Genomic DNA, 24,055 nt, shown 5'->3' on the forward strand with positions numbered 1-24,055 from the left:
CATGGTTTCCCACTCAGCCTGATCTGTATTGGCTGATATAGATTTTTTAGCACCGGAGAAAGAGGTCTTCAAGGGGTTGCGGACCGGATTTTTGGAACTTTTTCAGGGCTGCGCAGGGCACGGAAAAGGGGCTCCCCGCACCGCTGCCGCAGGCGCGGAAAGCCCCTTCTTCCAGTGTTACCGCGGGCCGTACGTCAGTCGCGGGTGGGGTCCGGCCGGAGCGGCGCGGGCCCGGGATCCGGGATGGGCAACGGCCCGGGCGGCTGCGGGGCGGGGAACGGATTCGGCGACGGCGGTCCCGGCTGGGTGGGATCCGGTGATGTGGGTTCGGGGCCGGGTTCGGGCGGGAACGGCTCAGGTTCGTGCACTGGCGGGATGGTCATGCAACTTCCCCTCTCACGCTGGGCGGATGTGCCTTGAAGGAAACAGGATACGCCTGCCGCCGTCCGGCAACTACCCTCCCGTTGCCCTATCAGCTTTGGTCGTTAAGGCGGCGGTTTGGGGGCCAAAAGTGATAGAGCATCACGGCTGTCAGTCCCGGACCGCGCCCACCAGCCGCAGCCAGGCGCGCAGCTGCACCGGATCCGCCTCCGCGCAGCGGAAGCCCACGTACCCGTCCGGCCGGACCGCCACGAGGCCCCGGCCCGGGTGGCTGGTGAGCCGGTGGATGTGGACGAGAGGGCCGCGTCCGGCCGCCACCGGCCCGGCGAGGTCGGGCAGGTCGGCAAGGTCGGCAAGGTCGGCACCCAGGGCGCCAGGGACGGCGTCGCGCTCCAGCAGGACGTGGACCCCGGGCACCGCGGTCAGCTCGTGCAGCTGGACGGAGCGTTCCGCCACACTGGCCGGTGCATCCGGCAGGCGGTCGCCGGGCCGCGGCCACCGGACACTGCGCGGCGTCTCGTCCAGGGACAGGGGGCTGTGCCGGTACCGCACAAACGGCTGCGCCAGCAGCCTGATCCCCAGGGCTGTGAGGCGCCGGCGGCGGAGCAGCACCGGCAGCAGCGGAGCCGAGGACGGCAGCAGGCCACGGACCAGGCGCGCGGCCGGATGCGGCGAGGCCTCGAAGAAGAAGATGAGATGGGTCAGGGCAAGCACCCGCCGCGCCGCCAGCTGCCGCTCCTGCCCGTAGGACCCGAGCAGTTCCGGAACGGCCCTGCCGGCGGTGGAGGCGAACCCGAGTTTCCAGCCGAGGTTCAGGGCATCCAGGATGCCGTTGTTCATTCCCTGGCCCCCGGCGGGTGAGTGGGCGTGCGCCGCATCCCCGGCGAGGAAGATGCGGCCGCCGCCGAAGGTGCCGGCCAGGCGGTGCTGGAGCGGGACCTGCGCCGACCAGCGCACGTCCCGGACAGTGGCTTCCAGGCCGGACCCGGCCAGCAGCCGGGCCACCTCCGCGGCGGGGACGGGCGGGCCCAGCTGGCCGAAGCGTGCGTCCGGCGCCGGTTCGGCGGGGCGGGTGGCCAGCAGGCGCCACGTGGCCCCCTCCCCGAGCGCGAACAGGAACGCCAGTCCGGAACGGCCGACGGCGGCGTGCAGCACGCCGGGGTCCAGGCCGCCGTCGAGCTCCAGGTCCGCCAACACGGCTTGAACCGGGTAGGGCCCGCCCCGCCACGGGGCCCCGAGGACCGTGCGGACGGTGCTGGACTGCCCGTCGCAGCCAGCCAGGAAATGGCAGCGGAACTGCTCCTGCCCGTGCCCATGAAGGGTGGCGGTGAGGCCGCCGGTTTCCGGTCGTTCAAGGCCGCGGAACTCCACACCCCAGTCCACGGGGATCCCCCGGGCCTGCAGTTCCTGCCAGAGAACGTCTTCGACGTCGGCCTGCCGGACCAGGGTCAGGTGCGGAAAGGCGGTGTCCGGCAGGTCGGCGTGGCCCAGCCGGGCCTGGACGACGCGCCGGCCGAGGTGGAGGCGCGCCTCCGGCCCAGTGTCGGCGCGGGCCAGCAGCGCACCGGTGACGCCCAGCGGGCGCAGGCCCTCCAGTGCCCGGGCGTGCAGCATCATGGCCCGGGAGGGGCGGAACCGCTCCGGCCGACGGTCCACCACGCGGACCGAGGCTCCGTGCGCATGGGCCTGCAGCGCTGTGGTGAGTCCCGCCGGCCCGGCGCCGACCACCAGGACGTCCGTGTCTGCCATCGGTTCTTCCCCGGCCGCCATGCCCCGTTGAGCAGCGCCGTTACGCAGGGCTGAGGAGCCGCCACCAGGCGTGGCCGGTTTCCTCCGCACCTTCCATGGTGGCCGGGTTTGCGAGGACCTCGTCGCGGCGCAATCCGGGCAGCACCTTGTAGCTGATGGACCCGGGAACGCTGACCAGTTCAAGGACACGCCACAGTGCGGCGGCGTAATCGCCCGCGCGCTGCGCGCCGTCCCACTCGTAGAGGCCGCGGTACGCGCCGAACGTGTCGTGGGCGCACCACAGCTTGGAGACGAACCCGGGGAAGCCGACGAACAGCGGAGTGTTCAGGATGCTTTCGGCCTCGAACAGCCGGTGGGCCCGGCCGCGCACCAGCCGGAGCCGGAACGACACAACCAGGACACAGGGCTCGCCGGGCGGTTGACGGCGGACGGCGGTCTCCCGGTAGACACGCGACGTGCTCCCGTCCGCGAAGCGCAGCACCATACCCACGCGCCCCTTCGGCAGGTGCACCTGGCCGCGGGCCAGCATGGCAGTGCTGGTTCCCACGCAGCGGGCAACCGCCCGCCATGCCCTGGCCCTGGGCGCCGGACCTGGTTCGGGTGACATGGCATCTCCTTCCTGCCCCCCTGCGACTCTTCTCCAGCCTGCCGCGACCGGCGGCAGGGCCCCAGAGTCTTTGGCCCTTTTTGAGGCCACGTTCTCCCCCGTCAGCGAACGTCCCGCCTGCTTGCCAGGGCCGGTCTATATATTGAATCCATGACCTCCACTCCCCTGCAGGACGCTGCCAACACCGCGATCCCGGCACCTCCGGTTGCCAAGCGGATCCCCACCGAACGCACCCACCACGGGGAGACGTACGTGGACAACTACGAATGGCTCCGGGACAAGGAATCCACCGAGGTCATTGAGCATCTGCGGGCCGAAAATTCCTACCAGGAGGCCGTCACCGCGCACCAGGAACCATTGCGCGAGGCGATCTTCCAGGAGATCAAGGGCCGCACCCAGGAAACCGACCTGTCCGTCCCGCACCGCAAGGACGGGTGGTGGTACTTCAGCCGCTCGGCCGAGGGCAAGGAGTACGGCATCCACTGCCGGGTCAAGGCGGAGGACACGGGCGACAAGGTGGCCGACTGGACCCCGCCCGCGGTGGAGGCCGGCGTCGAAATCCCCGGCGAGGAAGTCCTGCTGGACGGCAACGTCGAAGCCGAGGGCAAGCCCTTCTTTTCGGTGGGCGGCACGGCCGTGACCATCGACGGCCACCTCTACGCCTACGCCGTGGACAACTCCGGCGACGAACGCTTCACCCTCCGGATCAAGGACCTGCGCACCGGGGAACTGCTGCCGGACGTCATCGAGAACATCTTCTACGGGGTTGCGTTCTCGCCCGACGGCAGCCGGATCTTCTACACCGTGGTGGACGACTCCTGGCGGCCGTACCAGGTCAAAGCGCACGTGCTGGGCACGCCCGTGGCCGAGGACGTGGTGATCTACAAGGAAGACGACGCCGCCATGTGGCTGGGCTTCGAACTCTCGGCGGACCGGCGGCACCTGGTGCTGGGCATCGGCTGCTCGGAGTACAGCGAGACCCGTCTGCTGCGCTTCGACGACCCCGCCCAGGCCGTGACCACGGTCATCTCGCGCAACGAGCGGGTGCTCTACGAGGCCGAGCCCTTCCTGCTCGACGGGCAGGAACGCATCCTGCTCACGCACAACCGCGGCGCCATCAACTCCATGGTCTCCCTGGCGGACCCGGCCGAGCTGGAGAAGCCGCTGGCCGCGCAGGCCTGGCAGACCGTCGTCGAACATTCCGACGACGTCCGCGTCAACGGCGCGGGCGTCACCGCCACGCACCTGATTGTCTCCATCCGCAAGGACACGATCGAACGGGTGCAGGTGATGGGCCTGGCCGGGCTGGGCACGCCGGCGCAGGAGGCACCCGTGGAGCCGGCCTTCGACGAAGAGCTTTACACGGCCGGCGTGGGCGGCGCGGACTATGACGCGCCGGTCATCCGGCTCGGCTACACGTCCTACTTCACGCCGTCGCGCATCTACGATTTCGTGCTGCCCACCGCGGAGCACCCGGCCGGCGAACTGCTGCTGCGCAAGGAAAGTCCCGTGCTGGGCGGCTACGACGGCAGCGACTACGTTGCCACCCGCGAATGGGCGACGGCGGGCGACGGCACCCGCATTCCCCTTTCGGTGCTGCGCCACAAGGCCGTGCAACGGGACGCGACGGCGGCCGGGCTGGTCTACGGGTACGGCTCCTACGAGATGAGCATGGATCCCGGGTTCGGCATCGCCAGGCTCTCGCTGCTGGACCGGGGCATCGTGTTCGTGATCGCGCACATCCGCGGCGGCGGCGAACTGGGCCGGCACTGGTACGAGGACGGCAAGAAGCTCACGAAGAAGAACACCTTCACGGATTTCATTGACGCCACCGACTGGCTGGCGGGCTCGGGCTGGGTTGACCCGGCCCGGATCGCCGCCTTGGGCGGCTCCGCGGGCGGCCTGCTGATGGGCGCGGTGGCCAACATGGCGCCGGAGAAGTACGCGGCCATCGTGGCGCAGGTGCCGTTTGTGGACCCCCTGACCAGCATCCTCGATCCGGACCTGCCGCTGTCGGCGCTGGAGTGGGAGGAATGGGGCAACCCGATCACCGACCCGGCGGCCTACGCCTACATGAAGTCCTACTCCCCCTACGAGAACGTGCGGGAGGTCGCCTACCCGAAGATCGCCGCCGTGACGTCCTTCAACGACACCCGCGTCCTGTACGTGGAGCCGGCCAAGTGGGTGCAGGAGCTGCGGAACAAGACCACGGGCACCGAACCGATTGTCATGAAGATCGAGATGGACGGCGGGCACGGCGGCGCGTCCGGCCGGTACGTGCAATGGCGGGAGCGGGCCTGGGATTACGCGTTCATCGCCGATTCGCTGGGCGCCACCGAGCTCCTTCCCGGGGCGGGCCTCAAGGGGGCGGCTGCCGGATAGGGCTGGGTATTTCTCCAGTGTCTTTCCTATGACGCCGCATTTTGTTAGGTAAGGCTTAACTAATAACATCGTCGGATGACCACGCAGCTTGACCATGCGCGGGCCCCGTTCATTACCGGCCTTGCCGGGTATGGGGACAGCCCTGCCATCCACGCCGACGGGCTTACGCTGACCTACCGCGAGCTTGCCGGGCGCGTTGGAGACCTCGCCGGCAGGCTGGGCACCGAACGCCGGCTGGTCGCGCTGGCGGCGTCCAACGACGTCGATTCCCTGGTGGCCTACCTTGCCGCACTGGCCGGCGGACACCCGCTGATCCTGTTGCCGGAGGACAAGCCCGCCGCCTTGGCATCGCTCGTGGCCGCCTACGACCCCGACGTGGTCCTGCAGCCGGCCAACGGGACGCTCCGGCTGGACGAACGCCGCCCCGGGACCCGGCACGACCTGCATCCGGACCTGGCCCTGCTGCTGAGCACGTCCGGTTCCACGGGGTCGCCCAAGCTGGTGCGGCTCTCCCACGGGAACCTGCAGGCCAACGCCGAGTCAATTGCCACCTACCTCGGCATTACCGCCGCAGACCGCGCCGCCACCACCTTGCCCATGTCCTACTGCTACGGCCTCTCGGTGATCAACAGCCACCTGCTGCGCGGCGCCAGCCTGATCCTCACCGGGCTGTCCGTGGTGGACCCGTGCTTCTGGGAGCTGTTCCGGCGCCACGGGGCCACCTCCTTCGCGGCCGTGCCCTACACCTTCGAGCTGCTCGAACGCGTAGGGTTCGCCGGGATGGAACTGCCGGACCTGCGCTACGTCACCCAGGCCGGCGGGCGGCTCGAACCCGGCCGGGTCAGGCATTTCGCGGGCCTGGGGCGCCGAAAGGGCTGGGACCTGGTCGTCATGTACGGGCAGACGGAAGCCACGGCGCGGATGGCGTACCTGCCGCCGGACCTGGCCGCCGCGCACCCCGGCGCCATCGGCGTCCCGGTTCCCGGCGGGGCCTTCCGCATCGACCCCGTGGACGGCCTGGACGACGGCGAGCCGGCGCAGGGCGAACTGGTGTACACCGGGCCGAACGTCATGCTGGGCTACGCCGAGACCCCCGCGGACCTGGCCCTCGGCCGCACCGTGACGGAACTGCGCACCGGCGACCTTGCCCGGGTGAATGGCGCGGGCCTCTACGAACTGCTCGGCCGGCGCAGCCGGTTCGTGAAGATCGTGGGGCTCCGGGTCGACCTCGGCCAGGTGGAGCGCCTCCTGGCGGACATGGGCGTCAGGGCCGCGAGCACCGGCACCGACCGGGGCATCGTCGTCGCCGTGGAAGGCGGCCACGACACCGACCTGCTGGCCAAGGTGCTGGCGCAGGGCCTTGGCGTGCCGCGCGCCGCCGTCGGCCTCCATGCGGTGGACGAGCTGCCGCGCCTGGCGACAGGCAAGATCGACTACCCCGCCGTCGCGGCACTGTCCGACGCCGGCGGTACCCCTTCCGGTACCGGGCCCTCCGCCGTCCCGGCGGGGCCGGATACTGTCCGCCGAGTCTTCGAGGACACCCTGGAGCGGACGGACATCGCCGGCACGGACACCTTCGTGTCGCTCGGCGGCGACTCCCTCTCCTACGTGGCGGCCTCGGTACGGCTCGAGCAGGTGCTGGGCCATCTGCCGCCGGACTGGCACGTCACGGCCGTCCAGGACCTGGAACCGAAGCCGCAGGCCGTTCCGGACCCGATGCCCGGGAAGCGGCCCCTCCTGAACCGGCTCCTCGCGCCCGTGGACACCAGCATCCTCCTGCGCGCGGTGGGCATCGTCTTCATCGTCAGCACCCACATCGGCCTGTTCGAGTGGCAGGGCATGGCGCACGTGCTGATCGCGGCCGCGGGCTTCAACTTCGCCCGGTTCCAGCTGGCCGGCGGGAGGGTCGCGCGCCTGCGCCGCCAGCTCACCAGCGTGGCACGGATCGTGGTGCCCAGCATGGTGTTCATCGCCGCCGCCTACCTGGCCACCGACCGCTACAGCCCGCTGAACATCGTGCTGCTCAACGCCATGCTCGGTTCGGAGCAGGTGACAACCCAGTGGCATTTCTGGTTCATCGAGGTCATCGTCTACATCCTCCTCGCGATGACGGCCCTGCTCGCCATACCGTGGCTGCACCGGGGTGAACGCCGGTTCCCGTTCCTCTACCCCCTGGCACTGTTCGGCGCCGGACTGCTGACACGGTTCGAACTGGTGGATATCGACGTACCGCACACCGTGCCCGCATTCTGGCTGTTCGCACTCGGCTGGGCGGTAGCGCGCGCACGCAACGTCGCACAGCGCTGCCTGGTCTCGACGCTGGCGCTGCTCACCGTCCCGGGTTTCTTCGAGAATCCCCACCGGGACCTGACCGTGATCGCCGGCATCCTGCTGCTCACCTGGCTCCCGGCCCTCCCCGTGCCGCGGGTGCTGAGCCGCCCGACGGTGCTGCTGGCCAGCGCGTCGATGCACATCTACCTGGTGCACTGGCTGGTGTATCCCCCGCTGGCCGATGTAGGCCTGCCCCTGGCGGTGGGCGGGTCGCTGGCGGCAGGGATCGCGTACTGGGCCGCCTGTACCAAAGCCACGGCAGCGGTGCGCCGGTACCGCGCCCGCCTTGGCGTTCGACGGCGTCCTGCCGCCGTCGTGCGTTGAAGTGCCGCCCCATGACTTTGCTGGTTCCCCGTCCATGGGTGCCCACTCCCACGGGTCCGTCGCCGACCCGCTCCGACGAGGTGACCGAGGAATCGTAGACAGCGACATTGTCGAAGTCCGACAGGAAATCGAAGACCTCCTGCGGCGGCCGGGGAAGGACGACGCTTTCTTCTACAACAGGCACAGCGTTCTCCTTCGAAGGGCACCTGATGCCGGCCGGGCGTGGCCGGCTGGGACAGCATGGCCCTGGACACGGACGGTGTCAATGCCCGCCATCCCGCTGCAGGCAGGCCGGCCCTGCTGTCCGATCGGTAGCTGCCAAAACAAGGTCATCATGCTTACTATTGGCTTCCGGACGCCCGCCCGGGCGGTAACCGGGCCGCAGGACAGCTCACCCACCGCATCACCCACCAGAGGAGCCGGCAAGGTCATTGAGCAAGGGAACCCGCGTGGAGTGGAACACTTCCCAGGGCAAGACGCACGGGAAGATCGTGGAGAAGAAGACCAGTGATTTCGAGCTGGACGGCAACGCGCACCGCGCCAGCGAGGACGAACCGCAGTATGTGGTGGAGTCGGAGAAAACCGGCGCCCGGGCGGCGCACAAGGCATCGGCCCTGACCGAGAAAAAGTAGCGCCGTGGCTGCCCGGCATGAGGTCCTCATCATCGGCGGAGGCAACGCCGGCATCTCCCTGGCGGCCCGGCTTCACCGCTACGGGGTTGACGATGTGGCAGTGGTCGAGCCCAGGGACCACCACCTGTACCAGCCGCTGTTTTCGCACATCGCGGGCGGCCGTGCCCAGGCAAAGGAAGCGGTCAGGACCCAGGAATCCGTCACCCCCCAAGGCGTGACCTGGATCCACGAAGCCGCCGCAGGCATCGATCCGGAAGCCAACACCGTCACGCTCGGATCAGGCTCCACCGTCGGCTACGGCCAGCTGGTGGTGTGCCCGGGGCTGCAGTTTGACTGGGCGGCCGTGCCGGGGCTGGCCGAGGCGGTGCACTCGCCGTACGGGGCCTCGCATTACGTGTTCGACCTCGCCCCCAAAGCCTGGACGCTGCTGAGCAGCCTGCGGTCCGGCACCGCCGTTTTCAGCATGCCGGCCGGGCCCATCAAGTGCGGGGGTGCCAGCCAGAAGCCCATGTACCTGGCCTGCGACTACTGGCGGGAGCAGGGGGTCCTGGACAAGATCCGGGTGGTGATGGTCCAGCCCTACCCCACCGTGTTCGGCATCCCGGAAGTGGACCGGGAGCTGGACCGCAAGATCGCCGAGTACGGGATCGAACTGCGCACCAACAGCGAACTGGTAGCGGTGGACCCGGCCGGCCACAAGGCCACCATCCGCGACAACGACGCCAACACCACCGAGGACCTGGAGTATGACGTGCTCAACGCGGTCCCGCCGCAGTCGGCCCCGGACTGGCTGAAGGCCACCGTCCTGCCGGCCGCCGGGGACGCCGGCGGCTTCGTGGAGGTGGACCGGCAGACGCTGCGGCACCTGCGCTACCCCAACGTATGGTCCCTGGGCGATGCCGCCGGCACCACGAATTCCAAGTCGGGCGGCGCGCTGCGCAAGCAGACCAAGGTCCTGGCGAAGAACCTGGTGGCAGCCCGGAAGGGCAGGCCGTTGAAAGCCAAGTACAACGGGTACTCGGTGTGCCCGTTCACGGTTTCGCGGGACACGGTGGTGTTCGCCGAGTTCGACGACCGCTACCGGCCCATGCCCACCATCCCCCGGGTCCCCACCTGGAACGAGAGCAAACTGTCCTGGGTGGTGGACCGGGACCTGTTCCCGAAGCTGTACTGGAACCTGATCCTCAAGGGCCGGCTCTAGGCTGCCGGCGGCTCAACCACTGGGCTCTGGTCAGGTGCCGGCGCTCACGACGGCGGCCGTCGCCTCCGCGATGGCGCGCTCCTCGTCCGTGGGGACCACCAGGACGGGAATCGCGGACGACGCCGTGGAAACCATCCGGGGTTCCTTGGACCGCGCGGTGTTCAGGCCGGCGTCGAGCTCGATGCCCAGCGCGCCCAGCCGCTCGGCGACCAGCGCCCGGAACTGGTGCGAGTTTTCGCCGATGCCCGCGGTGAACACCAGCGCCTTGGCCCCGCCGACGGCCACGTGGTATCCGCCGATGTATTTGGCCAGCCGGTAGGAGGCCACCGCCAGCGCCACGGAAGCCCTGGGATCGCCGCTTTCCGAGGCTTCCACCACGGTGCGCATGTCGTTGTTGCCGGCCAGGCCCTTGAGCCCGGATTCGCGGTTCAGCATCGAATCGATGTCCTCCGGTGTCCAGCCCGCCCGGCCCAGGAACACCAGGATGGAGGGGTCCAGGTCGCCGGACCGCGTGCCCATGACCAGGCCCTCCAGCGGGGTGAAGCCCATGGAAGTGTCCACCGAATGGCCGCCCTTGATGGCCGTGACGGAGGCGCCGTTGCCCAGGTGGGCGATGACGCCGTCGAACTCCTCCACGGGGATGTCCAGCAAAGCCGCGGCCCGGCGCCCCACGTATTCGTGCGAGGTGCCGTGGAAGCCGTACCGGCGGATGCCGTGGTTGGTGTAGAGCTCGTCCGGGACGGCGTAGCGCCAGGCGTGCTCCGGGAGGGTCCGGTGGAAGGCGGTATCGAACACGGCCACCTGCGGCATCTGCGGCCACTTTTTGGTGATGGCCCGGATGCCGAGAACATTGGCGGGGTTGTGGAGCGGTGCCAGCGGGTTGAGCCGCTCGATGGCGCGGGTGATCTCGTTGTCGATCAGCACCGGCTCGGCGAACCGCTCCCCGCCGTGCACCACGCGGTGGCCCACGGCCGCCAGCTCCTGGTTGCCCAGTTCCCGGTGGATGGCGGCGTCCACCAATTCCAGCGCCTCGGCATGGTCCCGCGGGCCCTCGATCTCACCGTCGCCGCCACCGCCGTTGCCCATGCCGATCTTCTCGATCAGCCCCTCGGTCAGCACGGTCTCCTGCGCCACATCACGGACTTGGTACTTGAGCGAGGACGAGCCGGAGTTGATGACGAGCACGAGCATGACGGGCCTCCCGGGGCTGGCTTCTGCAGTTCCATCCAGCCTATAGGCGGCGCCCCGTCCGCGAGATGGCACGTCACGGCAGTGTCGGCCCCCGGGACTGCCGTGAAATGCCATCTCGCGGGGTCCTTGCGGATGAACGCCGCCTGTGCCTATGGTCGGCGGGACACGCTGGACCAGGCCGAGAGGAACATTTCCATGACGAACGAGCCCACTTCCATCGACGAGAACGACCCCAGCAACACGGGATCCAGCAGCACCGCACCGCTCAACGCGCAGCCGGACTCCGGTTCAAAAAAGCAGGACCCCACCGGCGTGGAGGGAGCCAACCCTGCGCTGGACGACACCGGCAACCTCAAGGCCGCCGAGACCGGCGAAGCCCCCGAGCCGCCGGAGAACCCGCAGGACCTTGACCTCACCCCGCAGGGGCTCTCCGACGAGCCCGCCAAGCAGGAAGACAAGGAAAGCCTGGCCAAGCCGGACAACAGCTAAGCCAACGCAGGCAACGGGCGACGGCGGCACCCACCGGGGTGCCGCCGTCGCCCGTTGCCGTTGTGCAGCTAGGCCCGCGCTTCCTGCCGCTGCCCGGCCAGGTAGCTGAACAGCTCCCGCAGGCCGAAGCTCCACGCCGGGAGCTCCTCGCATGGCCCCACCCGGTTGACCAGGGCACCGAGGTGGCGGCTGCGGATGGTCACCACGTCGCCGTGCTTGTGCGTGAAGCCCTGCCCCGGCACGTCCCGGTCCTGGGTGGGGGCGAACAGCGTCCCCGTGTACAGGGCGAACCCGTCCGGGTACTGGTGGTGCTTTCCGTGGGTTGCCGCCACCAGTTCCTCGAACGGCCGGCTGATCCGTGCCATGCTGTTCCGGCCCTCCAGCACGTACCCGTCCGGGCCTTCCACCCGCAGCAGGATCTCCTCGTCCCGCAGGGTGTCCAGGGTGAACGCGCCGTCGAAGAGCCGGATCAGTGGGCCGAGCGCGCTGGAGGCGTTGTTGTCCTTGGCCTTGCCCAGCAGCAGGGCGCTGCGGCCTTCGACATCGCGGAGGTTGACGTCGTTGCCGAGCGTCGCCCCCACCACTGCGCCCCGGGACGTGGCGATCAGCACCAGTTCCGGCTCGGGGTTGTTCCAGGAGGAGAACGCGGGGATGCCGATGTCGGCGCCCAGCCCCACCGAGGACAGGACCGGCGCCTTGGTGAACACCTCCGGGTCCGGGCCGATCCCCACCTCGAGGTACTGCGACCACAGGCCCTCGGCCATCAGGACCCGCTTGGCCTCGGCCGCCTGCGCCGAGCCGGGACGCAGGTCGGCGAGGCTGCCGCCCAGGGCGCGGCCCACGAGTTCGCGCACTTCCGCGGCCCGCGCCGCGTCACCGGCGCAGCGTTCCTCGATGACGCGCTCGATCATGCTGTCCACGAAGGTCACCCCGCAGGCCTTGATGACCTGCAGGTCGACGGGGGCCAGCAGGCGTGCGTTGCCGGCGTGCCCCGCTAAGGAGGCGCTGACGACGTCGGCCGTCGCCCAGCGCGGTTCGGCCAGGGCGGGATCCGCCAGGGCTGAGCGGACGGCGTCGGCCGGGTTGGGCAGTTCCAGCAGGTCCGCGACGGTCCCGGCCAGGCGGTGCAGATCGAAGACGGTGTCCCCGCTGACGGCGACGACGCGCGGGCCGCCGGTCTCCGGGTCCCAGACGCGGCCAATGAGCAGCGCCTGGCCGGCGTCCTGGGGAAGGACGGAGCGGACTGCTTCCGGGAGAGTCACTGCAGTGCCTCCTGTCCGGCCCCCGCAAGGGAGGCAGCCGGGCGCCGCCAGACGCCGTCGACCCGCTGGGGGACACCCCAGGGGTTGTCGTCACGCAGCGGCTCGGGCAGGCGCTGTGCCGGGAACTGCTGGAACGCCACGGGCCGCAGGAAACGGCGGATGGCCGCCGTTCCAACCGAGGTGGTGTTCGAGGTCGTGGCCGGGTACGGCCCGCCGTGGTGCTGCGCATAGCTGACCGTGACGCCCGTGGGCCAGCCGTTCCAGAGGACCCGGCCGCTGATGTCGGTGAGCCGGGCGGCCAGGGCGGCGACGTCGTCGTCCGCTTCCGCCTGCAGCGTGGTGGTGAGCTGCCCTTCCAGGCGTCCAGCCAGCGCCGGCAGCTCAGCCTCGTCCGTGTACTCCACCACCAGGCTGGCCGGGCCGAACATCTCCTGCCGGAGCAGCTCCGGGTTGCGGCGCACTGCTTCCGCCGTGGTGTGCAGGACCGTGGGCGCGGGTTCCTCGGCGAAATCGCCCTTCACCAGGACGCCCACCCCGCCGCTGCCGCGCAGCCTGGCGACGGCGTCCGCGTAGCCGGCGTGCAGGCGCGGGCTCAGCAGCCGGGCGGGCGTGAACCCGGCCAGCGCCTCTGCCAGCTCGCTGCGGATCCCCTCGGTCCCGCCGGCGGGGACGAACAGCAGCCCGGGCTTGGTGCAGAACTGGCCCATGCCCAGGGTGAAGGAGCCCGCGTAGCCGCTGAGGATTTCGGCACGCCGCACGGCCCATGCGCGGGGGGTTACGAAGACGGCGTTGATGCCGCCCAGCTCGCCGAAGAACGGAATCGGTTCGGGCCGCGCGGCGATGCGGTTCAGCAGGGCCCGGCCGCCCGCCGTCGAGCCGGTGAAGCCCACGGCCTTGACCAGCGGGTGGTCCACGAGCGCCTCGCCGGCCTGCCGGCCGGTCACCATCGAGAACAGGCCCGACGGCGCGCCGGCGCCTTCCAGCGCGCCGAGCACGGCACGTGCCGTGCGGGCAGCGAGCTCACGGTGGGCGTCGTGGGCTTTGTGCACCACGGCGCAGCCGGCAGCCAGCGCCGAGGCCGTGTCCCCGCCCATCACGCTGAAGGCGAAGGGGAAGTTGGAGGCGCCGAAGACCCCCACGACGCCCAGCGGCACGTTGCAGCGGCGCAGGTCGGGGCGCGGGCCCATCCCCCATTCCGGGTCCGCGTGGTCGATGGTGGCGTCGAAGTGCTCGCCGCTGCGGATCTCCTGCGCGAAGAGGCGCAGCTGGAAGACGGTACGCTTCAGCTCACCTTCCAGCCTGGCAGCTGCCAGGTGGGTCTCACGGACCGCCGTCTCCACGAGCCCCGGGGCGTCCTGCTCCAGCCCGGCAGCCACGGCCTCAAGCCAGGCGGCGCGGGTTCCAGGGTCCGCCAGGCGGCCCTGCTCAAAGGCAGCCTGGGCGGCTTCGACGGCCTCGTCCAGTTCTTCAGCGCTGGTCAGGTTGACGACGGCGGCCCCGGGCGCTGCGCTCATCGGCTGGCTCCGGCAGCGCTGAGGGACCCGCCGGTGACGGCGGCGCGGTTGCCCACTTCCTGCCAGCCCGCGCCGCCAGGGAACTCCCACCGGCTGCGCGAGGCGCTGAGCATCTCGGCCCCGGTGCCCGGCAGTTCCGGTGCGGCGTAGCGGCCATCGACGATCCGGACCGGTTCGGCGAAGTGCTCGTGCAGGTGGTCCACGAACTCGATCATCCTGTTCTCCTGGCTGCGGCCCACCACGGCGTAGTCGAAGAAGGAGAAGTGCTGGACCAGTTCGCACAGGCCCACGCCGCCGGCGTGCGGGCAGACCGGAACGCCGAACTTGGCGGCCAGGAGCAGGATGGCAATGTTCTCGTTGACCCCGGCCACGCGGGTGGAGTCAAGCTGCAGCACGTCGATGGAGCCGGCCTGGAGCAGCTGCTTGAAGATGATCCGGCTCTGCACGGCTTCGCCGGTGGCCACCCGGACCGGGCTGACGCCCTTGCGGATCTCGGCGTGGCCCAGGACGTCATCGGTGCTGGTGGGTTCTTCGATCCAGTACGGGTTGAACTCCGCCAGCTGGTTGACCCACTCCACGGCCTCGGACACCTCCCAGCGCTGGTTGGCATCAATGGCGATGGGGAGGGTGCCCACCGCTTCGCGGGCCAGGGCCATGCGGCGTCGGTCGTCATTGATGTCCCCGCCCACCTTGAGCTTGATCATGGAAAACCCGTCGGCTGCGGCTTCCTTGCTCAGGCGTACGAGCTTCTCGTCGCTGTACCCGAGCCAGCCCGGGGAGGTGGTGTAGGCGGGGAAGCCGTTGGCCTTGAGCTCGGCGATGCGCTGCTCCTTGCCGTCCTGGCCGGCGCGGAGGATCTCCAGCGCCTCCTCGGGGCTGAGGGCGTCACGGATGTGGGTGAAGTCCACCACGCTGACCAGTTCCTCGGGCGTCATCTCGCTAAGGAGGAGCCATAGGGGCTTGTTCTCCCGCCGGGCGCGGATGTCCCACAGGGCGCTGACCAGGGCACCGCAGGCCATCTGTGTAACGCCCTTTTCGGGTCCGAGCCAGCGGAGCTGGGAATCGTGGATGAGGAGGCGGGAGGCAGCACCGGGGTCGGAGATGAGTTCGTCGATGTCGCGGCCCAGCAGCAGGCGGGCATAAGCATCGATCGCCGCGGTCAGGATCTCGTTGCCGCGGCCGCAGCTGAAGACGAAACCGTGGCCTTCGTCGCCCGCGTCGGTGCGGATCACCACGTAGGCCGCGGAGTAGTCAGGGTCAACGTTGACCGCATCCGAGCCGTCGAGCTCCAGGGACGTGGGAAAGCGTACGTCCTGGGTCTTGATGGAGGTGATGGATGGCATGGGGTTCTTCTTTCCTGAAGGGTTGGACGTGGAAGATTCCTATATGAATTCCAATAATCATATAGGAACTGTGATGCACGTCAATCCGTCCAGGCACCCTGGAGTCGGATTGCACACGAAAAAGCCCCGCCGGCAGTGAACTGGCTGGTTCACTGCCGGCGGGGCCCGTGGCATGCGTGGCCACTTCAGGTGATGATGCGCCTGCGGGGCGGCCCGCTGTCCCCCAGCGGCTCCAGCTCACCCTGGAAGGCCTGGGCAAACCGGTCAAAGGAGTTGCGGATGTGGGTGGTCATGGCGGCTTCGGCACGCTCCGGATCGCAGGCCTCGATGGCTTCCCGGACGGCGGTGTGCTCGGCCACGGTGATGGCACCGTCCACGTCCGCCGGATACAGGCGGAACGTATGCAGGTGGCAGTGCGTCTGGGCGAACGCGTGCCGGACCACCGGGTTGCCGGAGGCGGCAAGGATGGTGTCATGGAAGCGGGTATCGTGCGCCACCAGGTCCTGGCGCAGGTCGCCGGCGGATTTCATGGCGTCCCGGAACCCGGCCAGTTCCTTCTCGAGTGCGGCCGCCGGGTTGGCCAGCCTGTCGACGGCGGCGGCGCGGGCCGCCCACGGTTCGACGAGGAGACGGAATTCGAACAGCGAGCGCAGCTCCGGCAGGTCGAGCAGCGGAGTGGTGCTGTAGCCGCGGCCTGGGTTGTAGACCACCAGGTTGTCGCCCTCGAGCCGCTGCAGCACTTCGCGCACGGGGGTCTGGGAAACCCCCAGGCTGCGCGCCACGCCGTCGATGTTGATGCGCGTTCCCGGCGCGATCTCGCCTTCCAGGATGGCCGCGCGCATGGAGGCGTAGACGTCTGCGGAGGCGGCCTTGCCTCGGGTGGTGTCGGACGATGGACGTGGGGGCACGCGCAGACCTCTGGGTTCTCAAAGTGGAAGGGACTTGCTGTGGGGAATCATAAGCCACCGCCGCGCCCGGGGCTGCCGGCAGCGCGGTTTTGGGCGGGGGCTTGATCCAGATCACAAAATCTATATGATTAACCAGATTCCTATATGATTCTGCGCCGCGTTCTTCGGCGTTCCTCCCCTCCCCGCCGGTGCCCCAGGCACCCAGAGCCATGTTTACGTCGAAGGAGACCGCATGACTGCGCTCGGCAACAACACCAATGCCGCCACCTCCACCGCACCGCCGCGACTGATGACCCGCAAACGCTGGATCATCATCTGGCTTGCCTTCATAGGCCTCAGCATCAATTACCTGGACCGCTCCAGCCTGAGCGTCGCCCTGCCGTTCATGGGCAAGGACTTCGAACTCAGCGCCACCCAGCAGGGCCTGATCTTCGCCGCGTTCTTCTGGGCGTACGATTTCTTCCAGCTCGCCGCCGGATGGTACGTGGACAAGGTCGGCCCGCGCCGGTCCTTCTCGCTGGCCGCTGTATGGTGGTCCGTGTTCACCATGGTGACCGCTGCGGCGTCGAGCTTCTGGACGCTCTTCGCCGCCCGCTTCCTGCTCGGCGTCGGCGAAAGCCCGGCCCCCAGCACCGCCGCCAAGGTGGTGGCCACGTGGTTCCCCGTCCGGGAACGCGCCTTCGCCACCAGCATCTGGGACTCCGGCTCCCGCGTCGGCGCCGTGATCGCCCTGCCCATCGTCACCCTCATCGTGGCGTTCACCTCCTGGCACGCCGTCTTCATCATCATTGGTGTCCTCGGAATCATCTGGGCCGCCGTGTGGTGGAAGTACTACCGCAGCCCGGAAGAGCACGCCGGGGCCAACGAGGCAGAGGTCAGCTACATCCAGGAAGGCGGCGCCCGCGGCGCCGCCAGCGATGACGAAGGCGCCGCCAAGCTCCCCTGGCGCGCACTGTTCAAGTACCGCACCATCCTCAGCATGATGTTCGGCTTCTTCTGCCTGAACAGCGCCATCTACTTCTTCATCACGTTCTTCCCCAGCTACCTGGTCAAGGAACGCGGTTTCGACCTGCTCAAGCTCGGCTTCTTCGGCGCCATCCCCGGCATCTGCGCCGTCCTGTTCGGCTGGCTCGGCGGCTACCTGGCAGACCGCGCCGTCCGCGCCGGCGCCCCGGTCAGCAAGGTCCGCAAGACCGCCATCGCCGGCGGCCTGGCCGGCGGCTCGGTGATCATGTTCGCCGCCCTCGTTCCGGAAGCCTGGATGGCCCTGGCGCTGTTGTCGGTCGCCTACTCCAGCCTGACCGTCGCCGCCACCGGCATCTGGTCGCTGCCGGCCGACGTCGCCCCCAGCTCCCGCCACGTCGGCTCCATCGGCGGCCTGCAGAACTTCGCCTCCAACCTGGCTGGCATCTTCACCCCCATCCTGATCGGCGTCCTAGTCGACCAGACCGGTTCCTTCGTGGCCCCGCTGGCCGTCATCGGCGCCGTCTCGCTCATCGGCGCGGCGAACTACCTGTTCGTCATCGGCAAGATCGAGCCGCTGAAGGTCAAGGCAGCCGCCTGACCCCCAAAGCACCCCCACCAAAAGGACGACGCCGGCACTTGCGAAAGTGCCGGCGTCGTCCTTTTCCGGGTGTACCTCACACGGCTGCCGGGGCCTGCGCCTGGATGGCGGTGATGGCCACCGTGTTCACGATGTCCTCCACCGTGCAGCCGCGCGAGAGGTCGTTCACCGGTTTCCGCAGCCCCTGGAGGACGGGCCCGACGGCCACCGCGCCCGAGCTCTGCTGGACCGCCTTGTAGGTGTTGTTGCCGGTGTTCAGGTCCGGGAAGATGAACACCGTGGCCTGACCGGCCACCGATGAGCCCGGCATCTTGGACGCCGCGATGGAGGCGTCCACGGCGGCGTCGTACTGGATGGGCCCCTCGACGGCGAGGTCCGGGCGGCGCTGGCGCACCAGCTCGGTGGCCTGCCGCACCTCGTCCACCGCCTCCCCCGCGCCGGAACCGCCCGTGGAGTAGGACAGCATGGCCACCCGCGGCTCCACCCCGAACTGCGCGGCGGTCTCGGCCGAGGCCAGCGCAATGTCCGCCAACTGTTCCACGTTCGGGTCCGGGTTCACGGCACAGTCGCCGTACACCAGCACCCGGTCCGGCATGAGCATCAGGAACACCGAGGACACGATCTTCACGCCGGGACGGGTCTTCACGAACTCCAGGGCCGGCCGAATGGTGTGGGCCGTGGTGTGCGCGGCGCCGGAGACCATGCCGTCCACCACGCCCAGCTGCACCATCATGGTGCCGAAGTAGCTCACGTCCTGCATGATCTCCAGCGACTTGGCCAGGTCCACGCCCTTGTGCGCGCGCAACTCGGCGTACTTTTCGGCGAACTTCTGCCGCAGGTCGGAGGTGGCCGGGTCAACGATCGTGATGCCCGTGAGGTCGATGCCGCTGGCCGCAGCGAGCTCGCGGACATCCGACTCGGGGCCCAGCACGGTGAGGTCGCAGACGTCGCGGCGGTGCAGGATTTCGGCCGCGCGCAGGATCCGGACGTCGGTCCCCTCCGGCAGCACCACGTGCCGGCGCTGCGCCCGGGCCCGCTCGATGAGGTCGTGCAGGAAGCGCAGCGGCGTCATCCTCTCGGCCCGGGGCAGGTGCAGGCGCTCCACCAGCTCGGTTTCGTCCACCCGGCGCGACCACAGGCCCAAGGCCGATGCAACCTTGCGCCGGTGCCCTGACCAGATCTCGCTGCGGACCTCGGAAACCCGCTTGGCGGTGGTGTAGGTGTCCTCCGTGGCGGCGAACACGGGGAACGGGGCCTGCGCCAGCAGCGGGTAGATGTTGGCGTCCGGGGCCAGGCCGCCGGTGAGGACCAGGGCGGAGGGAACCGGGAATTCCGGCGAGAACGACGACGCCAGGCAGGCCACCATCACGTCCGCCCGGTCCCCCGGCACGATCACCAGGGCGCCCTCGTCCAGCACGTTGAGGAAGTTGCCCACGTTCATGGCGGCCACCTTAATGTCCTTGACGTCGCGCTCCATGTCGGCCCGGCCCGCGATCTGCCGGACGCCCAGGGCAGCGGCCACTTCGCCGGTGGTGGGCCGGGCGATGTCCTCCAGCTCGGGGAAGATGTACACCGGCCGGTTCGAGGCGCCGGGCTTCAGCGCCGCGGCAATCGCGTCCAGCTCCTTCGGGTCGGCGCGGTTCACCATGATGGCCAGCAGGGCGCAGCGTTCGGCGGCCAGTTCCTTGCGGGCAACCTCGACGGCGGCCGCGGCCTCGGCGACAGTGCGGCCCTTGGCACCCACCACGGCCACCACGGGGGTGGCGAGGTTGTTGGCCAGGCGGGCGTTGAGGTCGAATTCGACGGCGGCGTCCTGCCCGGTCAGGTCCGTCCCCTCCACGATCACCACGTCGCAGCGCCGGGCGATCTCCGCGTAGATCTCCACGCAGCGGGCGTCGATTTCGGCGCGGTTGCCTTCGGCCAGCAAGGTCCGGACCTCCTCGAAGGTCAGGCCGCCGCGGCAGAGCCCGTCCTCGAGCGCGAACCGCGATTTCATCAGCGCCACCATGGGGTCATCGGAGGCGGTGCGGCCCGTGACCACCGGCTTGAAGAAGCCGATCCGGTCCGCGTGCCGGTGCAGGGTGTCCGCCAATCCCAAAGCGACCAGGGATTTGCCCGATCCGGGAGTGGTTGCGCTGACATAGATGCCCTTGGCCATGGTCCGCCCTTTGCGTGTGTGCTGGTGCCGGTTCCGTTCCATCCTTGCACTTCCCCCTGCGCGAGATGGCACTTCGCGGCAATGTCCACGGCCGGGACTGCGGTCAACTGCCACCTCGCGCGGGCCCCGGCCCTTGACACCGGGCCCCCACATGGGATTACCTAATGAACATTCGGTAAATAAAGCTGGAGGCAATGACGCATGGCTGAAGCAACACTTTCCGGGGCCACCCACCCCATCCTGGAAAACGACTACGCCTCCGAATGGATGGGCCTGGAGGTCCTTTCCCTCGGCGACGGGCACGCCACCATCCGCATGACCCTCCGGCAGGAAATGCTCAACGGCTTCGGCATGGCCCACGGCGGAATGATCTTCGCCTTCGCCGACTCGGCCTTCGCCCTGGCGTGCAACCCGGCCACCCCGGCGCCCGGCGAGGAAAACAACATCACCGTCGCCGCCGGCGTTGACATCAACTTCCTCAAGCCCGCCTACCGCGGCCAAATCATCACCGCCGTGGCCAACCGCCGCTCAACGGTGGGCCGCAGCGGCCTGTACGACATCCAGATCTTCGCCGCCGACCCCACCCAGCAGCCTGCCGCAGGTACCCCGGGCGAACTCATCGCCGAGTTCCGCGGACGCAGCCGCACCATCCCCAAGAAGTAGGAAAACCATGACCCTGCATGCCCCTGAAACCCCCGCCACCGCTGCATCCGCGTCCACGGACACCACGGACGCCGGCGCCCTGGACCGCGAGGAAACCATCTCCCGCGACGAACTCGAGGCGCTCCAGCTCAGCCGCCTGCAGCACACGGTCGCCTACGCCTACGAACGCGTCCCGCTGTACAAGCGCAAATTCGACGAAGCGGGCATCCACCCCAGCGACCTGCGCGAACTGGAGGACCTCGGCAACTTCCCCTTCACCACCAAGGACGACCTGCGCGCCGAATACCCGTTCGGCATGTTCGCCGTGCCGCAGAACGAAGTGGCCCGCATCCACGCCAGTTCCGGCACCACCGGCCGGCCTACCGTCGTCGGCTACACCAAGCAGGACCTGGCCGACTGGGCCAAGCTCGTGGCCCGCAGCTTCCGCGCCTCCGGCATCCGCCCCGGCATGAAGGTCCACAACGCCTACGGCTACGGCCTGTTCACCGGCGGCCTGGGCGCGCACGCCGGCGCCGAAGCCCTGGGCTGCACCGTCATCCCGATGTCCGGCGGCCAGACCGAACGCCAGATCCAGCTGATCCAGGACTTCCAGCCGGACGCCATCCTGGCCACGCCGACCTACCTGCTCACCATCGCCGACGCCATGGCGCATATGGGCATCGACCCCGCCTCCACCTCGCTGAAGTTCGCCGTGCTCGGCGCCGAGCCGTGGACCCAGGAGATGCGGCACGAGCTCGAAGTGATGATGAACATCAAAGCCTGCGACATCTACGGCCTGTCCGAGGTCATGGGCCCGGGCGTCGCCGGCGAAGCCGTGGAAACCCAGGACGGCAGCCACATCTGGGAGGACCACTTCCGCCCCGAGATCATCGACCCCTTCAACCCGGTGGCGGGCAAGGAGAACGTCCTGCGCGACGGCGAACACGGCGAACTGGTGTTCACGTCGCTGACCAAGGAGGCGCTGCCGATCATCCGCTACCGCACCAAGGACCTCACCCGGCTCCTGCCCGGCAGCGCCCGCCCGGCGCACCGGCGGATGGGCCGCATCACCGGCCGGAGCGACGACATGATCATCCTGCGCGGCGTGAACCTGTTCCCGTCCCAGATCGAGGAAATCGCGCTCCGCATCCCCGAGCTCAGCCCGCACTTCCAGCTCGAGCTCACCCGGCCCGAGGGCCAGCGGATGGACCAGCTGACCGTCCGGATCGAGCGCCGGGACGCCGTCACCGCCGAGCAGAGCACGACGGCGGGGCGCACCTTGAAGGAGCAGATCAAGATCCACGTGGGTTCTTCATGCACGGTGGACGTGGTGGAGCCGGGCTCGCTTGAGCGGTCCAACGGCAAGCTGCGCCGCATCTACGACCTGCGCCCGAAGGGATAGCCGCCCCGGCGCCGCCCACAGCCGGCGCCGGCGTCCCTGACCTACCGACCGTTCATGAGAAACTAGCCTCTATGCCCAGCCCCACTGAAACCACGAGCATCAACGGCACGGCCGTCAACGGCAGCGCTGCCAATGGCACGGCAAAACGGGGCCGGCCCGGCTACGACCAGCAGTCCGTGCTGCGCATCGCCGTGGACGTCTTCAACCGGCACGGCTACGACGCCACGTCGATGGGCATCCTCGCCGAGAACCTGGGCATCTCCAAGTCCGCCATCTACCACCACGTGCCGTCCAAGGGCGATCTGCTCAAGCTCGCCCTGGACCATGCCCTGGGCGGACTGGAGGCCATCCTGGAGCAGCCCGAGGCTACCTCCGGCGCGGCGGACGCCCGGCTCGAATTCGTCCTCCGGCAAACGGTGGCCGTGCTGGTGGACCGGCTGCCGTTCGTCACCCTGCTGCTGCGGCTGCGCGGGAACACGGAGATCGAGCGGGACGCACTGGAACGGCGGCGCACCTTCGACCACAAGGTGGCAGCCCTCATTTCCGCCGCCCGGGACGAGGGTTCGCTGCGCCAGGACATCGACCCCCGCACCGTCTCCCGGCTCCTGTTCGGCATGATCAACTCCATCGTGGAGTGGTACAAGCCGGGCGGGTCGCTGTCCCCCAAGCGGCTGGCCGACGACGTCATCACCATGGCGTTCGACGGCCTGCACGCCGAAGCCTAGCCTGCCCGCACAGCCCGTCAGGCACCGATACTAAGCGTGCTTGGTATTTGGGCCGCTCCCCGGCTACGGTGGTAGGAAACCACCGTCCGGAGGGAGGCCCTGATGAGCCAGGCCAGCGATCCGCAGCGTTCGCGCCGCCTCCAAACAGCAGTGGGCGCCGGAGTGCTCACGGCCGCCCTGGCACTCAGCGGCTGCACGGGAACGCCAAGTCCCCCCGCGCCCACCGGCACCTCCTCAAGCCAGCCGCCGTCGTCGGCCTCCACCAACTCCGCGACGCCGGGCTCTACCCCGGAGTCTGCGGCGCCCGCCACGGACAGCGGCTCCGGAACCGCGGCCGGCAACCTGCCGCAGCTCGTCGAAAACCTCTCGCCCTCCGTGGTCACCATCTTCACCGAGGGCGGCCTGGGCAGCGGCGTGGTGTACTCGGCGGACGGGCTGATCCTCACCAACGAACACGTCATCCGCGGCGCCACCACGGTGGAAGTCGGGTTCGCCGACGGCCAGCGGGTGGAAGGAACGGTCAAGGCCAGCGACGCTGTGACCGACCTCGCCCTGGTCCAGGCCAAGCGCACCGGGCTGCCGAAGCCCACCTACCAGGCCACGCTGCCCAAAGTGGGTGAAGGCGCCCTGGTCCTGGGCTCGCCGCTCGGTTTCGAAAACACCGCCACGGCCGGCATCATCTCCGGCCTGCACCGGTCCATTCCCGGCTCGGCGTCCAACAGCCTGTCCCTGGTGGACCTGATCCAAACCGACGCGCCGATCAGCCCAGGGAACTCCGGGGGCGCCGTCATCAACATGCGCGGCGAGGTCATAGGCATCAGCGAGGCCTACATCCCGCCGTCGTCCGGCGCGGTCTCCCTGGGCTTCGCCATTCCCGCGGCCACCGCCGTGGACGTTGCGGAGGAACTGCTCGCCACCGGCAGCGCCCGGCACGCCTACCTGGGACTGACCCCGGGCGAGCTCACCGCGCAGATCGCCGACCAGTTGCGCATCGATGCCGGGGCCGGCGTCGTGGTGCTCGCCGCCGGCCCCGACGGACCCGCGGGGCGCGCCGGAATCCGGCCCGGCGACGTCCTGGAGTCCATCGAAGGAGCGAAGCTGACCAGTCCCGAACAACTCCTGGCAGAACTGCGCAAGCGCAACCCCGGCGACGCCGTGGGCTTCAAGGTCAAGCGCGGGGACCAGAGCCTGGACATCAAGGTGGACCTCACCGACCGGCCCGCCAACACCGCCCGCTAAACCAGCCACTA

The 24,055-nt window shown here is 69.3% G+C and carries 19 protein-coding genes and 1 pseudogene; 10 read left to right on the top strand and 10 right to left on the bottom strand.

All coding sequences use genetic code 11. From position 1 onward, the window contains the following. Positions 1–194: 194 nt before the first annotated feature. From ACYSM9_RS10615 to ACYSM9_RS10625, 3 genes are all read right to left on the bottom strand, one after another. A complete protein-coding gene (locus tag ACYSM9_RS10615; protein WP_221386165.1) occupies positions 195–383 on the bottom strand; it encodes a hypothetical protein in 189 nt (62 codons plus the stop codon). A gap of 148 nt (positions 384–531) precedes the next feature. Next, positions 532–2,130, bottom strand: a complete 1,599-nt coding sequence (locus ACYSM9_RS10620) for an FAD-dependent monooxygenase (protein WP_461856921.1) — start codon at positions 2,128–2,130, stop codon at positions 532–534. A gap of 40 nt (positions 2,131–2,170) precedes the next feature. After that, on the bottom strand, positions 2,171–2,737 hold the full coding sequence (locus ACYSM9_RS10625) for a hypothetical protein (protein WP_461856922.1): 567 nt from the start codon (positions 2,735–2,737) through the stop codon (positions 2,171–2,173). Between the two features lie 150 nt (positions 2,738–2,887). On the opposite strand from ACYSM9_RS10625, the gene ACYSM9_RS10630 reads away from it, so the two are divergent. Beyond that, positions 2,888–5,119, top strand: coding sequence for a S9 family peptidase (locus tag ACYSM9_RS10630; RefSeq protein WP_461856923.1), 2,232 nt, complete (start codon positions 2,888–2,890; stop codon positions 5,117–5,119). Positions 5,120–5,194: 75 nt separating this feature from the next. Continuing rightward, positions 5,195–7,774, top strand: coding sequence for an AMP-binding protein (locus tag ACYSM9_RS10635; RefSeq protein WP_461856924.1), 2,580 nt, complete (start codon positions 5,195–5,197; stop codon positions 7,772–7,774). 25 nt (positions 7,775–7,799) lie between these two features. On the opposite strand, the pseudogene ACYSM9_RS10640 reads toward ACYSM9_RS10635, so the two are convergent. After that, positions 7,800–7,958: pseudogene (locus tag ACYSM9_RS10640) on the bottom strand (SRPBCC family protein); the annotation flags it as partial. Positions 7,959–8,223: 265 nt separating this feature from the next. On the opposite strand from ACYSM9_RS10640, the gene ACYSM9_RS10645 reads away from it, so the two are divergent. Further along, positions 8,224–8,406, top strand: coding sequence for a hypervirulence associated TUDOR domain-containing protein (locus ACYSM9_RS10645; protein WP_461856925.1), 183 nt, complete (start codon positions 8,224–8,226; stop codon positions 8,404–8,406). 4 nt (positions 8,407–8,410) lie between these two features. Beyond that, on the top strand, positions 8,411–9,607 hold the full coding sequence (locus ACYSM9_RS10650; RefSeq protein ID WP_461856926.1) for an NAD(P)/FAD-dependent oxidoreductase: 1,197 nt from the start codon (positions 8,411–8,413) through the stop codon (positions 9,605–9,607). Positions 9,608–9,637: 30 nt separating this feature from the next. Here ACYSM9_RS10650 and ACYSM9_RS10655 read toward each other — a convergent pair whose 3' ends face one another. Then, positions 9,638–10,798, bottom strand: coding sequence for an acetate kinase (locus ACYSM9_RS10655; protein ID WP_461856927.1), 1,161 nt, complete (start codon positions 10,796–10,798; stop codon positions 9,638–9,640). A gap of 195 nt (positions 10,799–10,993) precedes the next feature. Between ACYSM9_RS10655 and ACYSM9_RS10660 the strand changes: the two genes are divergently transcribed. Next, a complete protein-coding gene (locus tag ACYSM9_RS10660) occupies positions 10,994–11,287 on the top strand; it encodes a hypothetical protein (RefSeq protein WP_461856928.1) in 294 nt (97 codons plus the stop codon). Positions 11,288–11,355: 68 nt separating this feature from the next. Here ACYSM9_RS10660 and ACYSM9_RS10665 read toward each other — a convergent pair whose 3' ends face one another. The 4 genes from ACYSM9_RS10665 to ACYSM9_RS10680 all read right to left on the bottom strand — a co-directional run bounded on the left by ACYSM9_RS10665 (position 11,356) and on the right by ACYSM9_RS10680 (position 16,314). After that, positions 11,356–12,549 carry a fumarylacetoacetate hydrolase family protein gene (locus ACYSM9_RS10665; protein WP_461856929.1) on the bottom strand — a complete coding sequence of 398 codons (1,194 nt, stop codon included), beginning with the start codon at positions 12,547–12,549 and terminating at the stop codon, positions 11,356–11,358. Then, positions 12,546–14,063: an aldehyde dehydrogenase (NADP(+)) gene (locus ACYSM9_RS10670; protein ID WP_461856930.1), complete on the bottom strand. Its 1,518-nt coding sequence runs from the start codon at positions 14,061–14,063 to the stop codon at positions 12,546–12,548. The genes ACYSM9_RS10665 and ACYSM9_RS10670 overlap by 4 nt, the downstream gene beginning before the upstream one ends. Continuing rightward, positions 14,060–15,406, bottom strand: a complete 1,347-nt coding sequence (locus ACYSM9_RS10675; protein ID WP_461856931.1) for an L-fuconate dehydratase — start codon at positions 15,404–15,406, stop codon at positions 14,060–14,062. The genes ACYSM9_RS10670 and ACYSM9_RS10675 overlap by 4 nt, the downstream gene beginning before the upstream one ends. A gap of 185 nt (positions 15,407–15,591) precedes the next feature. Next, the gene (locus tag ACYSM9_RS10680; RefSeq protein ID WP_461856932.1) at positions 15,592–16,314 is read right to left on the bottom strand and encodes a GntR family transcriptional regulator; all 723 of its coding nucleotides are present in this window, start codon (positions 16,312–16,314) and stop codon (positions 15,592–15,594) included. Between the two features lie 232 nt (positions 16,315–16,546). Here ACYSM9_RS10680 and ACYSM9_RS10685 point away from each other — a divergent pair, with 232 nt between their 5' ends. Further along, on the top strand, positions 16,547–17,878 hold the full coding sequence (locus tag ACYSM9_RS10685) for an MFS transporter (protein ID WP_461856933.1): 1,332 nt from the start codon (positions 16,547–16,549) through the stop codon (positions 17,876–17,878). Positions 17,879–17,954: 76 nt separating this feature from the next. Here ACYSM9_RS10685 and pta read toward each other — a convergent pair whose 3' ends face one another. Beyond that, the gene (gene pta, locus ACYSM9_RS10690; protein WP_461856934.1) at positions 17,955–20,036 is read right to left on the bottom strand and encodes a phosphate acetyltransferase; all 2,082 of its coding nucleotides are present in this window, start codon (positions 20,034–20,036) and stop codon (positions 17,955–17,957) included. A gap of 201 nt (positions 20,037–20,237) precedes the next feature. On the opposite strand from pta, the gene ACYSM9_RS10695 reads away from it, so the two are divergent. The 4 genes from ACYSM9_RS10695 (at position 20,238) to ACYSM9_RS10710 (ending at position 24,044) form a co-directional block, all read left to right on the top strand. Next, complete coding sequence (locus ACYSM9_RS10695; protein WP_461856935.1) at positions 20,238–20,699, top strand: hotdog fold thioesterase; 462 nt, start codon at positions 20,238–20,240, stop codon at positions 20,697–20,699. A gap of 7 nt (positions 20,700–20,706) precedes the next feature. Further along, positions 20,707–22,080 (top strand): phenylacetate--CoA ligase PaaK, encoded by a 1,374-nt coding sequence (gene paaK, locus ACYSM9_RS10700; protein ID WP_461856936.1) that lies wholly within the window; start codon positions 20,707–20,709, stop codon positions 22,078–22,080. A gap of 71 nt (positions 22,081–22,151) precedes the next feature. After that, positions 22,152–22,805: a TetR/AcrR family transcriptional regulator gene (locus ACYSM9_RS10705; protein ID WP_461856937.1), complete on the top strand. Its 654-nt coding sequence runs from the start codon at positions 22,152–22,154 to the stop codon at positions 22,803–22,805. 102 nt (positions 22,806–22,907) lie between these two features. Further along, positions 22,908–24,044, top strand: coding sequence for a S1C family serine protease (locus ACYSM9_RS10710; protein WP_461856938.1), 1,137 nt, complete (start codon positions 22,908–22,910; stop codon positions 24,042–24,044). The last annotated feature ends 11 nt before the right edge of the window (positions 24,045–24,055 follow it).

This window comes from Arthrobacter sp. C152 (assembly GCF_054890965.1).